This window comes from Streptomyces sp. NPDC050560 (genome assembly GCF_044457285.1).
In the GTDB taxonomy this organism is placed as follows: Bacteria; Actinomycetota; Actinomycetes; order Streptomycetales; family Streptomycetaceae; genus Streptomyces.
In genome coordinates this window covers 485429-499936 of the sequence record NZ_JBITGT010000004.1, presented here as the reverse complement: position 1 = coordinate 499936, position 14508 = coordinate 485429, and the positions used below count along the sequence as shown (strand labels likewise).

The following is a 14508-nucleotide window of genomic DNA, read 5'->3' as shown; positions in this document are numbered from 1 at the left end:
GTTGCGTTCACTGTCGCCCTACCGTAATGAGTCCCCTTCAGTGAACGCAAGCGTTCACTGAACATCGCGGGCCGGGCGACGTCCCCACGTGTCCGCTCGTCGCACCAACGGAGAATCTCTGATGGCTACTTCGCGCTTGACGGTCGAAGCAGGACAGCCGCCGCTGCGCCGGCGCGGCGCCGTGCTGGAGCGCGCGATCCTCGACGCCGCGCTCGACCAGCTCAACACCGTCGGCTTCAACGGCCTGACCATGGAGGGAGTCGCCGCGGGCGCCCAGACCGGCAAGGCCGCGGTCTACCGGCGCTGGCCCTCCAAGGAGGATTTGGTCGCCGACGCCCTGCGCGCCGCCCTGCCCTCGCTGGCACACGCCCCGGACCTCGGAAGCGTCCGCGAGGACCTGTTCGAGCTGTGCAGGACGCTGCGCGAGGCGATGTACTCACGCCCCGGTACCGCCCTCCGCTCGGTGCTTCACGAATGCGATCAGGCCGAAGCGGAACGCTTCCATGAACTGATCACGGAAGGCGTGATGCGGCCCACCGAGGAACGCATCAAGGAGGTCGTACGGCGCGGCATCAAGCGGGGTGAAGTGCGCCCCGGCGCCGACCACACCTTCGTGTACGAGGTCATCCCGGCGATGATGATGTACCGGGCGAAGGTGTGCGGAAGCGAATGGGCGGATCCGGACTTCGAGCAGATGGTGGATCGGGTGATGCTCCCCCTGCTGCTCGCCCCCGCCCCCTGACGCCGCCTCGTCCCGCCGCTTGGCGCCACGGCGTCCCCGTCTCCTGACGCCACCGCGGCCGCACCCGCCGCACGCCTTCCGCCGTGCTCCCGCGAAAAGCCGCCCGCGCGCGGGAGTTCCCCCGGCCGGGGCGGGTGTCGCACGCGGCACCGGGCGGCGTACGCTGTGACCGCCATGCCCTACGAAGCACCCACCCACACCGTTGAACGCTCCCTCCGTGCGACCACCGGAGCGAAGGTGATCGCCGGTGTCGACGAGGTCGGGCGCGGTGCCTGGGCAGGACCCGTCACCGTGTGCGCCGCGGTCACAGGACTGCGCAGGCCCCCCGAGGGGCTGACCGACTCCAAACTCATCGCCCCGCCACGCCGCACCGCTCTCGCGCAGGTGCTCCAGGGCTGGGTGACCGCCCACGCCCTCGGGCACGCGTCGCCGGACGAGATCGACAACGTGGGCATGACCGCCGCGCTGCGGCTCGCCGCCGTCCGCGCCCTCGAAGGGCTCCCGGTCCGCCCGGACGCCGTCATCCTCGACGGCAAGCACGACTATCTCGGCGACCCCTGGCGGGTGCGCACCGTCATCAAGGGCGACCGCTCCTGCGTCGCCGTCGCCGCCGCCTCGGTGCTCGCCAAGGTCCACCGCGACAGCCTCATGGCGGAACTCGGCGCGGACCACGCGCACTTCGACTTCGGCGGCAACGCCGGATACCCCTCGCCCGTCCACCAGGCGGCGCTCGCGGAGTGGGGACCCACCCCGCACCACCGGCTCACATGGGCGTATCTTGATGCGCTGCCGCAGTGGCGGCACCTCAAGAAACCCCGCACGTGGGCGGAAGGTGGCATCCCGGAGATCGAGGGTCAACTGGAACTCGAACTCTGATGCTCATGTCCGTACTCACCGGCCACCCGCCCGAGCGGGCCGCACCGGTGTTTGATTAATATCAACTCATGCCTCTCATTCCCGAGGAGTCTCAGATTCACGAGAGTGCCCAGGGTCCGCGCGCCGCTTCGGCCGGTGGCCGTAACGTGCCGACCCCCCGTCCCGTACCCGGCCCCCGTCCCGCGGCCCCGCCGCGTCCCGGCCGACCGGGTCCCGCCCGGCCCATGCCCCCCGCGCAGCGCACACCGCGCGAGCAGGCACCGGCCGCCAAGCAGGGGCCCACGGCCCCCGCTCCCACAGCCCCGACGAAGAAACCCGCCCCCGACAGCACCCCGGCCGCCGGGGCGCCGCAGATCCAGATCATCCCGGCCTCGGCCGAGGGCGCGATCGACGCCGCCGAGGAGGCCGTCGACCTTCTGCTCGACTCCGGCCGCGCCCCCGGCGACATCCTGGTGATCACGACGGGCGAACAGCACCCGTGGACCGCGCACGAACTCAGCTTCGGCGAGCCCGCCTACTGGGCCCAGCACGACGCGGGCGACGACGTGTTCTTCACCGCCGCCGCGATGGCCTCCCGGGCCACCGCACGGCCCGTGGTCGTCGTCGCGGTCAACGGGGGACCGGACGAGGTGGCCGCGACCACCCTGCCGCTCGCCCTCGACCGCGCCGGGGCCCTGCTGATCGTCTGCGGCGACCCCCAGCGGATCAACGGAGTGCTCGGCGCCGGAGTCTGACCCCGAGAGGTCGGGCTCCGCGCCGTGCCGGGCCGCACCCGACACGGTCGGTGAGGCCCGCTCCCGGGCGCCTCGGCCCGCTCACCTGGGCCCGCGGAACCGGGCCCGGGACCGTGCCGTCCGTCACTGCCCCCGTGCCGCCGACCGGCGGCCCCACCCGCAGGCGGTGACGGTACGTGGCCGCCCCACCGCCTCGTTGGGAGCCCGGCGCGTCCAGCGGTCAGCGTGCCGCCGCCCGCCGCATCAGATCCGAGGCGGCCCCTCCGGTGCGATGCCGGGGCGCCGTGTCCGCCCGGCCGAGCGGCGCCGGCTCCGACGTCAGTGCCGGGCGCCTGCCGCCCCGGCCCTCCCCGAGCACCTGCCAGCCTTCCCCGGTCAGCGTGATGTACGCGCCGCAGCGCAGCCCGTGCAGGGTGCAGGCGTCCCTGAGCCCCCACATCCAGGCACCGTCCTCCTCGGTCCACCGGGTGTCGCCCTCGCGGCAGTACATCAACACCGCCGTACGCACCGGAGTCCGCCGTCGCAGATCGTGCGGGATGACCCGGCGCAGATGCGACAGCAGCGAGTTGCGCAGCACCCAGCCGTCCGCCACCGCCTGCCGCCCGCCGAACGAGGCGCTGGCCCTGAGCCGTTCTTCCGGATCGAGCACCGCCACCACCGCCGTGCTCGGCACAGGCCGGTGCCTGGTGTGCAGTCCTGTCACGATGTCGCGTGGATTGCGCAGCAGCGGTATGCCCGCCGACGCCCACTCCGCCGGTTCGAGAATGCGCGAGAGAGCGTGGCCGGAACTCGCGGACGGTCCGGCCTGCCCGGTACCCGCCGACGACCCCGACGGGGGCGGGGCGAATCCGAAGGTCATGGTCCTCCCTTCGGCTGCGCGCCAGCATGGCGTGCGGAGTGTGGGCTTGCGGAAACGCCCGCGGCGGAGTCCTCCAGGGCCTTGGGCGGACCACAAGGGAGTAGGCCCAATTCTTCCCTTCGCACTGCCTTGCGGCAACGAGCAATCGAGCGGTGACGAGTGATCTGCGGTGATACGCCGTGTATATCCCCGCCGCCCCACCCCGAACCCTCCGCCCCCGCACCCGTCCACCACCCGCAACCCGGCCGACAGCCCCCGCACCGCCCGCCCCCGGCGACGCGCGCAGGGCCGCGACTGGCAGAGCACCGGTGCCGTCAGGTTGCATGGGGGCATGGAAGAACCGGAGTTGCGCACCGAGGCCGACACCCTCCTCGCCCGGCTCGTGGGCGACCCGACGGGCTCGGCACGGCTGCGCGAGGACCAGTGGGCGGCCGTCTCCGCCCTGGTGCGGGAGCGCAGGCGCGCCCTCGTCGTACAGCGCACCGGCTGGGGCAAGTCCGCGGTGTACTTCGTCGCCACCGCGCTCCTGCGCAGACGCGGCTCGGGCCCCACCGTGATCGTCTCCCCGCTCCTCGCCCTCATGCGCAACCAGGTGGAGGCGGCCGAGCGCGCCGGTATCAGGGCCCGCACCATCAACTCCGCCAACCCCGAGGAGTGGGCGGACATCTACGGCGAGATCGATCGCGGCGAGACCGACGTGCTCCTCGTCAGCCCCGAACGCCTCAACTCCGTCGACTTCCGCGACCAGGTGCTCCCCGGGCTCGCCGCCACCACCGGGCTGCTCGTCGTCGACGAGGCCCACTGCGTCTCCGACTGGGGCCACGACTTCCGCCCCGACTACCGCCGACTGCGCGCCATGCTCACCGAACTGGCCCCCGGCGTACCGGTACTGGCCACCACCGCCACCGCCAACGCCCGCGTCACCGCCGACGTGGCCGAGCAACTGGGCACCGGCGCCGGCGAGGCCCTGGTCCTGCGCGGATCGCTGGAGCGGGAGAGCCTCAGGCTCGGCGTGGTAAGGCTCCCGGACGCCCCCCACCGGCTGGCCTGGCTCGCGGAACACCTGCACCAACTGACCGGCTCCGGCATCATCTACACCCTGACCGTGGCCGCGGCCGAGGAGACCACCGCCTACCTCGGACAGCGCGGCTTCCAGGTCGCCCCCTACACCGGCCGCACCGAGAACGCCGACCGCCAGGCCGCCGAGACCGACCTGCTGGAGAACCGGGTCAAGGCACTGGTCGCGACATCCGCCCTCGGCATGGGCTTCGACAAACCCGACCTGGGCTTCGTCATCCACCTCGGCTCCCCCTCCTCCCCGATCGCCTACTACCAGCAGGTGGGACGCGCCGGCCGCGGCGTGGCCCACGCCGACGTCCTGCTGCTGCCCGGCAAGGAGGACCAGGCCATCTGGCGCTACTTCGCCGACACCGCCTTCCCGCCCGAGAACCAGGTCCGCCAGACCCTCGCCGCCCTCGCCGCCGCCGAACGCCCGCTGTCCGTGCCCGCCCTCGAAGCGGCCGTCGACCTCCGCCGCAACCGCCTGGAGACCATGCTCAAGGTCCTCGACGTCGACGGCGCCGTACGGCGCGTCAAGGGCGGCTGGGTGGCCACGGGCGCCGACTGGACCTACGACACCGAGCGCTACGCCCGGGTGGCCGGGCAACGGGCCGCCGAACAACAGGCCATGCGCGACTACGCCGACACCGACGGCTGCCGCATGGAGTTCCTGCGCCGCCAGCTCGACGACGAGGCCGCGGCCCCCTGCGGCCGCTGCGACAACTGCGCCGGGGCCTGGGCCGACCCCTCCGTCTCCGCCGGTACGCTCACCGAGGCGGCGAAGGAACTCGACCGCCCGGGAGTGGAGATCGAACCGCGCAGGATGTGGCCCACCGGCCTGCCCGCACTCGGCGTCGACCTCAAGGGACGCATCCCCGCCACGGAGCAGTGCGCCACCGGGCGCGCCCTCGGACGGCTCTCCGACATCGGCTGGGGAAACCGGCTGCGCCCCCTGCTCGCCGAGAACGCGCCCGACGGCCCGGTCCCCGACGATGTGCTGCGGGCCGCCGTCGACGTCCTCGCCGACTGGGCGCGCACCGCCGGAGGCTGGGCCCCCGGAGTCGCCGACCCCTCCCCACGACCCGTCGGGGTCGTCGCCGTACCGTCCCTGTCCAGGCCCGAACTGGTCGGCTCCCTCGCCCGGGGAATCGCCGACATCGGCCGCCTCCCCTGCCTCGGCACCCTGGCCCACACGGGCCCCGACGGCGCGCACACGGTGCGCCGCAGCAACTCCGCCCAACGCGTCAGGGCCCTCTCCGACGCCTTCGCCGTACCCGAGGAGCTGGCCGCGGCCCTGACCGGCGCGCCCGGCCCCGTCCTCCTCGTGGACGACTACACCGAGTCCGGCTGGACCCTCGCGATCGCCGCCCGCCTCCTGCGCCGGGCGGGCGCGGAAGGCGTCCTCCCCCTGGCCCTCGCCGCCACGAGCTAAGGCCAAGACCTCGGCAGCACCCGTCATCGCCACGCCCCCCACTCCCGTCAGTCGTCGTCCGTCGCCGGGTGAAGACTCCGGCGGCAGGCCGCCCCACGCCGTCCGGCACCCGCCTCGCCGCCGCACCCGCCCCGGGCGAGGCACACGGCAATGCCCACGGAGAACCGGGAAGACGCGGACGGCGACCGCGGCGGCCCGGCGGCCGGTGTCGCGTCCAGCGGTCCCCATGCAAGCCGACCGACCGGAAATCCGCGACCCACCCCCCTGAGCTGTGGATAACCTCTGTCGTGTCCCTGACTTGAGTTATCCACAGGAACAACCGGAGCATTCAATTCCGGTGCATGGTCGACCCATGACACACCGCACCGACCACCTCGGCCCCCTCAACCCCGACGACCCCAACCACCCCCGCCCCACCACGGAACCCCCCGCCCGCCTGACCCCACGCGACCTCACGAACCCCGTCCACCCGCCCGGCCCCGGCACCCTCCCCACACCCGACTGGGCCGCGGTGACCGTCGAGGACACCGCGGAAGACGACCCCCATGACCACATGGAACCCGTCACCCTCCACTCCGCCGCCGACCTCGCCGACGCCCTCCCCTACCTCCTCGGCTACCAACCCGAGGAGTGCATGGTCCTCGCCGCCGTCCACTCCGGAGACGGCCCCGGCAAATTCGGAGCACGCGCCCGACTCGGCCTCCCCCGACACCAGGACGACTGGCCCGAAGCGGCCCGCCACCTCGCCCACACCCTCATCGACACCAGCGCCCGCCGCCGCACCAAGCCCGACGCCCTGGTCGTCTTCCTCTGCGACGAACCACCGCCGGGCGGCACAGGACGCGACGTCATGCGCTACCTGCGCCCGCTCGCCCAACTGCTCAGGACCGCCTGCGGCGACCTCGACGTCCCCGTCGTCGAAGCCCTCTGCATCTCCGACGGCCGCTTCTGGTCCTACTGCTGCGCCGCCGACGAATGCTGCCCCACCGACGGCACACCCCTCGGAGTCCCCGGCACCTCCGTCCTCGCCGCCGCCGCTGCCTACGCGGGGCTACGGGTCCGCGGAAGCCTCAAGACCTTCCACGCAAGGCTCCTGCCCCGCGAGACCGGAGACGCCGCCCACCAGGAGAACGCTCTCGACAGCGCGGCACTCCGCCTGGTCCCCGGCATCCTGAGCACCACCGACAGCCACCGGGTCGCCGTCGAAACCCTCACCCTGGCCCGCCAGGTCCTCCGCCGCCTCGCCACCGCCATCCCCGCCCCCACCGACAGCGAAGCCGACCGCAGGGACGACGCACTCCTCACCGACGACGAGGCCGCCGCCCTGCTCCTCGGCCTCCAGGACCGCACCACCCGCGACTACGCGGCCCGCTGGACCGAGCAGGGCGAAGGCCCCACCGCCATCCGGCTCTGGCGCGCCCTGGCCAGGCGCTGCGTCGGCGCCTACGGCGAACACGCCGCCGCACCCCTCACCCTCGTCGGCTGGGTCGCCTGGACCCTCGACGACGAACTCGAAGCACGCGAAGCCCTCGCCATGGCCCTCGGCGCGAACCCGGACTACCTCTTCGCCCGCCTCCTCCACCAGGCGTGCAACGAGGGCCTGACTCCGGACGCGGTCCGCGAATGCCTCCGCGACACCACCCTGCGCACCCCCGAAGGCGAGGAGATCACGCTGCCCGACGGCCTCCTGCCCACACCCCGAACCGCCACGCCCTCTTCCCTCACCGAAGCACCCACCCACCCCACGGCCACCAGCTCCCACAGCCCCGACGCCAGCACCACACCGGCCACCCCCCAGACACCCCAACAGGAAACAGCCCATGAAACGGCCCGTGAAGCGACACCCCCGCGCGGCACCGCCCCCACGACCCGGGACCCCGGCAGGCCGCGACGCCCCGCCGCCCAACGCTCCGGCGCCAGGAACGGCCGCGCCGGCACAGGACCCAAGCGCCGCTCGGGCACCTGCCGCCCCCCGACCAGGGAAGCCTGACACCCCGACAGCCCCGCCCCGCCCCACCCGTCACAGGAGGCCGCGCCCCGTCCGCCCCACGCGCCCGACACCTCCGCGCGACCCGCTCCACGCGCGCCGGCGCACAAGACCCACCAGGAAGGGAGGCCGGCGAGCCCGGGCAACCCCGCGGAACGCGTGTTTATCGTCAGGCAGACGACTATGATCACGGCATGCCGCCCTACGACCCGTCGGGCTTCCCGCCCTTTGCCGTCACCGTCGACCTGGTCGTACTCACCGTGCGCCGCCACGCCCTCTGCGCGCTCTCGGTACGACGTGGCGAACCCCCCTTCCAGGGCCGCTGGGCGCTCCCCGGAGGATTCGTACGGCCCGACGAGGACCTGACGGCCGCGGCGGCACGCGAACTCGTCGAGGAGACGGGGCTGTGCGTCCACGACCCGGACGCACCGGCCCAGGACAACGGCGCGCACCTGGAACAACTCGCCACCTACGGCGACCCCAAGCGCGACCCGAGGATGCGCGTGGTCAGCGTCGCCCACCTGGCCCTCGCACCCGACCTCCCCGCCCCGCGACCGGGCGGCGACGCGCACAGCGCCCGCTGGGCACCGGTGGACACGCTGCTGGCACGGGGCGGGGAGGCCCGCGAGGAAGAGGGCGCCGCGCCGCTCGCCTTCGACCACGCGCAGATCCTGGCCGACGGCGTGGAGCGGGCCCGCTCCAAGATCGAGTACTCCTCGCTCGCCACCGCCTTCTGCCCCGCCGAGTTCACCGTCGGCGAGCTGCGCAGGGTCTACGAGGCCGTGTGGGGGGTGGCCCTGGACCCACGCAACTTCCACCGCAAGGTGACAGGCACACCGGGCTTCCTGGTACCGGCGGGTGGCACCACCACCCGCCAGGGCGGCCGCCCCGCTCAACTCTTCCGCGCGGGCGGCGCCACCCTCCTCAACCCACCCATGCTCCGACCTGAGGTGTGAGGAGGGGCGGGGCCTGGGGGGCGACGGTGTCGGGCGGTGTCGGTGGAGTGGCTTCGGCCGGGAGGTGTCACCGGGGCGGCTTGGCTGACCGTGTCGGTGGGCCGGTGCCCGTGCCGGTGGGGCGGTGGTGGTGGCTGGGGGTGGGTGTGGTGTGGGGATTTGAGGGGGTGGGGGAGGAGGGGGAGGGGAGGGGGGAGGGGGGGCCCCCCCCCCCCCCCCCCGCCCCCCCCCCCCCCCCCCCCCCCCCCCCCCCCCCCCCCCCCCCACCCCCCAGCCCCCAACGTCCACCCCACCCCGCCCCCACCCCCATGACACCCCCCACCCCCACCTAACCCATATGTCCACAATGTCGAGTTATCTTGCAGAGGTACAAGCGGGGTCCGTCCGTCTCTGAGTCGGCGGGGCGCCCCGGCCGCCGAGCGGTCGCACCTCCTGTGAGAGAAGCGATGATCCAGGCCATCGGACTGACAAGCACCGCACGAAGACACCGCGCGTCCGCGGTCGACGATGTCTCCTTCGAGGCGGAGCCCGGGCGCGTGACCGCGCTGCTCGGCGCCCCCGGGGCGGGCAAGACGGCGGTTCTCAGGCTGATGCTGGAACTTCAGCGGGGCCGCGGCGTTGCGCACTTCCGCGGCAGGCCGCTGCACCAGATCCCGCACCCGGCGCGCGAGGTCGGGGTCGTCCTCGGGGAGGTGCCGGGGCATCCCGCGCGGACCGTGCTCGGCCAGTTGCGCATGCTGTGCGCCGCAGCGGGCGTTCCGGCGCGGCGAGCCGACGACGTGCTGGAGGCCATGGGCCTCGCCGAGTTGCGGCACATCCGTCTCGGCTCGCTCTCCCGGGGGCTCGACCGCAGGCTCGGGCTCGCCTGCGCCCTGCTGCCCGACCCCCACACCCTGGTGCTCGACGATCCCGCCGGGGACCTCTCCGCACGCGAGGGGCGGTGGCTGCTCGGCGTCCTGCGCGAGCACGCCGAGCACGGCGGGACGGTGCTGTTCACCACGGCCGACCCGAAGGAGGCGGCGCGCAGTGCGGACCAAGTGGTCACCCTGGACCAGGGGAGGGTCGTGGCGGACCAGGCCGCCGGGGACTTCGCGCGCACCAGGCTCCGCCCCCGGGTGGCCGTGCGCAGCCCGCAGGCGGCGCGGCTCAGCCTGCTCCTCGCCAAGGAGGCCCGCGCCGCCCGGCGCTCCGTCGAGGTCGTCAGGGAGAGCGGCAGCAGGCTCTCGGTGTACGGGAGCAGTTGCGCGGGTGTCGGCGAGATCGCCTACCGGCATGGGGTGCTCGTCCACCAACTCGCCGACGAGATCGGCGACATGGGCCCTTCGGCGGGCACCTACGGCAGAATCTCCGCCCGCGCGGTGACGGTCGGTCCCGCCACCGCCGCCACCGTCCCTGGGCGGGCGCGGCCGGCTCGGGGAGCCGCCGTCGTGGACTCCCCGGGCGGCGGAACGGTGACCGCCGAAGCCGACGGCCTCCCGGGCGCACAGGACGGCACACCGCAGCCCAAACCGCCCCGGCCGACGCCCTCCCACGAAGTCCTCGCACCCTCGACACCGCCCGCCGGGCAGCCGCCCGTCCACGGAGCGACCCCGCCCCGTCCCCGCCGGGCCCAGGCCCCCCGCACCTCGCCCGCCCCGTCCCCCTCTGCCCTGCCCCCGGTGCTCGTACAGCCCGGGCGCGGACCGCTGCGGCCGCTGCGTTACGAGGTGTACCGGGCCACGGGGGTCGCCACGGGATACGCGGTCGCCGCCGGGGCGTTGCTGACCTCCGCCCTCATCTGCCTCCTCCTCGCCAGAGCGGGGCACACACCGCAGCCGCGGATGCTCGCGGCCTGGCCGCGCGAACTACCGCTGCCGCCGGCCGCGCTGGGCGCGGGGCTGCTCGGGGCGTTGGCGTTCGGGGAGGAGTTCCGGCACCCCGCGCTGGCCGCCGACCGTGGCACCGTGCCCCGAAGGGTGGGGCTGCTGGCCGCCAAACTCCTGGTCGCGGGCGGTACGGCGGTGGCGCTCGCGGTGGGTGCGCTCGGCTGCGACGCGGCCGTCGTACAACTTGTCTACGGGCCCGAACTCACCCGGGTTCCGCCCGACTGGCCTTCGCTGACGGCGAGTTGGCTTGCCCTGACGATGGGCTGCGCATGGGCGGGGGTGCTCGCGGGCGGTGTGTTCCGCTCCACGGCCGCAGGACTCGCCGCCGTCCTCGCCGTACCGGTCGCGGTCGTACCGCTGCTGCACAAGGCGCTCGCGGGGCCGTCCGCGCACACGGCCGCGGGGTTTCCCGCACGGGTGCGCGATCTCGTGCTGGTGCAGTGGCCGTTCGGCGCCGGGCGTTATCTCGCCGCCGGGGCGTCGATGGCGGTGCAGCCCGTGGGCGGTGCGCTGCTGCTGTCGCTCGCGGCGCTGCTCGGCGCGTATGTGCTCACGGGGCTTCGCAGCAGGCCCCGTTGAGGCACCGGAGGGGGAGACCGAGGCCGCCTCGTATCGAAGCTGCCCGCAACTCCCCCGACAACGTCCGTATCTTTCCTATAAGGCGTCAATTGAGGTGAGGCGAGCGATCACCCTTTCGTGTGCTTTTCACCAAAGCCCTCAAGGCACTTCGGAGCGACGCCGACAAAAGTTCCGTGACTACCCTTGCGCACACCATGATGAACGCCGCCCGCTCCAGCGACTCCGGCCTTGCCGGACCGGGCGAAATCGACCGCTACCCGTATCCGGAGACCCCCGGGGCCGACCGTGCGAACACCGGCTGGGAGAGCGCCGACCCCGAGCTGGGCCGGATGGGCCGCCGCTCAGGCGGCAGCCGAGGCCGCGGGCTGCACGGGCAACTCGTCCAGCAGCTCGGTCAGATGATCGTCTCGGGCGACCTGGGCGCCGACCGCCCGCTCGTCCCCGAGGAGATCGGCCACCGCTTCGAGGTCTCCCGCACCGTCGTCCGCGAGTCCCTCCGCGTCCTTGAGGCCAAGGGCCTCGTGAGCGCCCGTCCCAACGTGGGCACCCGGGTCCGCCCCGTCACCGACTGGAACCTGCTGGACCCGGACATCATCGAGTGGCGCGCCTTCGGGCCGCAGCGCGACGACCAGCGCCGGGAACTCAGCGAGCTGCGCTGGACCATCGAGCCGCTGGCGGCCAGGCTCGCCGCGGGCCACGGCCGCGAGGACGTGCAGCAGCGGCTCGGCGACATGGTCGACATCATGAACCACTCCCTCGGCCAGGGCGACGTCGTCACGTTCGCGCGGGCGGACGCCGAGTTCCACTCCCTGCTGATCCAGGTGGCGGGCAACCGCATGCTGGAGCACCTCTCCGGCATCGTCTCGGCCGCCCTCCAGGTCTCCGGTGGCCCCGTCACCGGCTGCGACCGGCCGGGCGAGGCGTCGCTGGCGCTGCACGGGAGCATCACCGAGGCACTCGCGGCGGGCGACGGCGCCGGTGCCGAGGCGGCCATGCGCCAACTGCTGGCCGTGCACCCGGAGGTGGAGCGGGTCGTGCCCGCGCCGCGCGAGCACTGAACGTGGGGCAGCGGCCCGGCACCGGAAAGCCGGGACTGACGGCGGCCCGGCCGCCCTCCGCGTCCGCCCACGGGGGCCGCAGCCCCGCCCGCACCGGGCCTGGCTCCGGCCCCCACACGACTCGAACGGCCCACGCACGCCGCGTGTGTGTCGGCGGTGGTCCTGAGGAGGCGCGGCGGCCCTGACGCCGCTGTGCCGGGCGCGGAGCGGGTGTGGCGCGTGGGGCACCGCCCGGAGGACGGGCCTGGCGAAAGGGGTGACAAATACCGTTCCCGAAGGATCACGTCCGTTCACTGAACGCCCGTCTGCGACTCCTTCTGGCCGTGTCTAGTCGCATTTGTTGTGATACGGGGTGTGACTCGGGCCACGTGGATTGGGCGTAACGCTCCTCGGAACAGGGCGATGACCTAAGAGGTGACAGTCGAGGAAGGACACAGCGGCCGGCCGTGGCGCGCTGTGCGTCTCCACGGCGCCGCCCGCGCCACCGGCCTACTCCCAGCCGGTGGACTTCGGCTCCGCTCCTGACATGGACGGGGTCGGAAGCCGTTTTCCAACGTTCCGAGAGGTTGTTCGTGTCGGCCAGCACATCCCGTACGCTCCCCCCGGAGATCGCCGAGTCCGTCTCTGTCATGGCTCTCATCGAGCGGGGAAAGGCCGAGGGGCAGATCGCCGGCGATGACGTGCGTCGGGCCTTCGAAGCTGACCAGATTCCGGCCACTCAGTGGAAGAACGTACTGCGCAGCCTCAACCAGATCCTCGAGGAAGAGGGTGTGACGCTGATGGTCAGTGCCGCGGAGCCCAAGCGCACCCGAAAGAGCGTCGCTGCGAAGAGTCCGGTCAAGCGCACCGCAACCAAGGCCGTCACGGCCAAGCCGGCAGCGGTGAAGAAGCCCGTCGTCCCCGCCGCGCCCCCGGAGCCGCAGGCCGTCGACGCGCTCGTCGCCGACGAGGCCCCACCCGCCAAGAAGGCCGCACCGGCCAAGAAGGCGACCGCGAAGAAGGCCGCCGCGAAGAAGACGGCCGTCAAGAAGACTGCGGCGAAGAAGACCGTGGCCAAGAAGGAGACCGAGGAAGTCCTCGACGAGGAGGCCACGGAGGAGACCCCCACCGCGGCCAAGCCCGGCGAGGAACCCGTCGAGGAGGGCGCGCAGGGCTTCGTCCTGTCCGACGAGGACGAGGACGACGCGCCCGCGCAGCAGGTCGCCGCCGCGGGAGCCACCGCCGACCCGGTCAAGGACTACCTGAAGCAGATCGGCAAGGTCCCCCTGCTCAACGCCGAGCAGGAGGTCGAGCTGGCCAAGCGCATCGAGGCCGGCCTCTTCGCCGAGGACAAGCTCGCCAACGCGGACAAGCTCGCGCCCAAGCTCAAGCGCGAACTGGAGATCATCGCCGAGGACGGCAGGCGGGCCAAGAACCACCTGCTGGAGGCCAACCTCCGCCTCGTCGTCTCCCTCGCCAAGCGCTACACCGGCCGCGGCATGCTCTTCCTGGACCTCATCCAGGAGGGCAACCTCGGTCTGATCCGCGCCGTCGAGAAGTTCGACTACACCAAGGGCTACAAGTTCTCCACGTACGCCACCTGGTGGATTCGTCAGGCGATCACCCGCGCCATGGCCGACCAGGCACGCACCATCCGCATCCCCGTGCACATGGTCGAGGTCATCAACAAGCTCGCCCGTGTCCAGCGCCAGATGCTCCAGGACCTGGGCCGCGAGCCCACCCCCGAAGAGCTGGCCAAGGAACTCGACATGACCCCGGAGAAGGTCATCGAGGTCCAGAAGTACGGCCGTGAGCCCATCTCGCTGCACACCCCCCTCGGCGAGGACGGCGACAGCGAGTTCGGCGACCTCATCGAGGACTCCGAGGCGGTCGTGCCCGCCGACGCGGTCAGCTTCACCCTGCTCCAGGAGCAGTTGCACTCGGTGCTCGACACCCTCTCCGAGCGGGAGGCAGGCGTCGTCTCCATGCGGTTCGGGCTCACCGACGGCCAGCCGAAGACCCTCGACGAGATCGGCAAGGTCTACGGCGTGACCCGCGAGCGCATCCGCCAGATCGAGTCCAAGACGATGTCGAAGCTGCGCCACCCGTCGCGGTCCCAGGTCCTCAGGGACTACCTGGACTGACCGGCCCGCGGCGGCCCCGCGTGTCGATCCGGTCGAGTGCGTCGTACCCGACCGGATCTGACCGCAGCATCGATACGACGCGCTCGGACACCGCCCGAAACGGTCGGTAACGGACCGAAGCCGGTGGCCGATACCGCCAAAGGACTGACGCAAGCGACACACAAGGGCCCGGACCCCGCCCAGGGGACCGGGCCCTCGCGCGTGCCGTGCCACGGCCCCGCCATCCGGGTGTTCCGGG

At 73.1% G+C, this 14508-nt stretch carries 10 protein-coding genes; 9 read left to right on the top strand and 1 reads right to left on the bottom strand.

Translation table 11 applies throughout. The features are described from left to right. The first annotated feature begins 121 nt into the window (after positions 1–121). The 3 genes from ACIBIW_RS11950 (at position 122) to ACIBIW_RS11940 (ending at position 2352) form a co-directional block, all read left to right on the top strand. Entirely contained in the window at positions 122–742 is a 621-nt protein-coding gene (locus ACIBIW_RS11950) for a TetR/AcrR family transcriptional regulator (protein ID WP_399334727.1), read from the top strand. Positions 743–916: 174 nt separating this feature from the next. Beyond that, on the top strand, positions 917–1618 hold the full coding sequence (locus ACIBIW_RS11945) for a ribonuclease HII (protein ID WP_399334725.1): 702 nt from the start codon (positions 917–919) through the stop codon (positions 1616–1618). A 68-nt stretch (positions 1619–1686) separates the two neighbouring features. After that, the gene (locus tag ACIBIW_RS11940; RefSeq protein WP_399334723.1) at positions 1687–2352 is read left to right on the top strand and encodes a hypothetical protein; all 666 of its coding nucleotides are present in this window, start codon (positions 1687–1689) and stop codon (positions 2350–2352) included. Between the two features lie 220 nt (positions 2353–2572). Here the strand turns inward: ACIBIW_RS11940 and ACIBIW_RS11935 are convergent, their stop codons facing one another. After that, positions 2573–3211 (bottom strand): hypothetical protein, encoded by a 639-nt coding sequence (locus ACIBIW_RS11935; RefSeq protein WP_399334721.1) that lies wholly within the window; start codon positions 3209–3211, stop codon positions 2573–2575. 331 nt (positions 3212–3542) lie between these two features. Between ACIBIW_RS11935 and ACIBIW_RS11930 the strand changes: the two genes are divergently transcribed. The 6 genes from ACIBIW_RS11930 to ACIBIW_RS11905 all read left to right on the top strand — a co-directional run bounded on the left by ACIBIW_RS11930 (position 3543) and on the right by ACIBIW_RS11905 (position 14270). Continuing rightward, a complete protein-coding gene (locus ACIBIW_RS11930) occupies positions 3543–5702 on the top strand; it encodes a RecQ family ATP-dependent DNA helicase (RefSeq protein WP_399334719.1) in 2160 nt (719 codons plus the stop codon). A gap of 352 nt (positions 5703–6054) precedes the next feature. Then, entirely contained in the window at positions 6055–7692 is a 1638-nt protein-coding gene (locus ACIBIW_RS11925) for a DUF4192 domain-containing protein (protein WP_399334717.1), read from the top strand. A 191-nt stretch (positions 7693–7883) separates the two neighbouring features. Then, on the top strand, positions 7884–8645 hold the full coding sequence (locus tag ACIBIW_RS11920) for an NUDIX domain-containing protein (RefSeq protein WP_399334715.1): 762 nt from the start codon (positions 7884–7886) through the stop codon (positions 8643–8645). Positions 8646–9091: 446 nt separating this feature from the next. Further along, entirely contained in the window at positions 9092–11089 is a 1998-nt protein-coding gene (locus ACIBIW_RS11915; protein ID WP_399334713.1) for an ATP-binding cassette domain-containing protein, read from the top strand. A gap of 173 nt (positions 11090–11262) precedes the next feature. Further along, the gene (locus tag ACIBIW_RS11910) at positions 11263–12147 is read left to right on the top strand and encodes a FadR/GntR family transcriptional regulator (protein ID WP_399334711.1); all 885 of its coding nucleotides are present in this window, start codon (positions 11263–11265) and stop codon (positions 12145–12147) included. A 572-nt stretch (positions 12148–12719) separates the two neighbouring features. Next, positions 12720–14270 (top strand): RNA polymerase sigma factor, encoded by a 1551-nt coding sequence (locus ACIBIW_RS11905; protein WP_399334709.1) that lies wholly within the window; start codon positions 12720–12722, stop codon positions 14268–14270. Positions 14271–14508 lie beyond the last annotated feature (238 nt).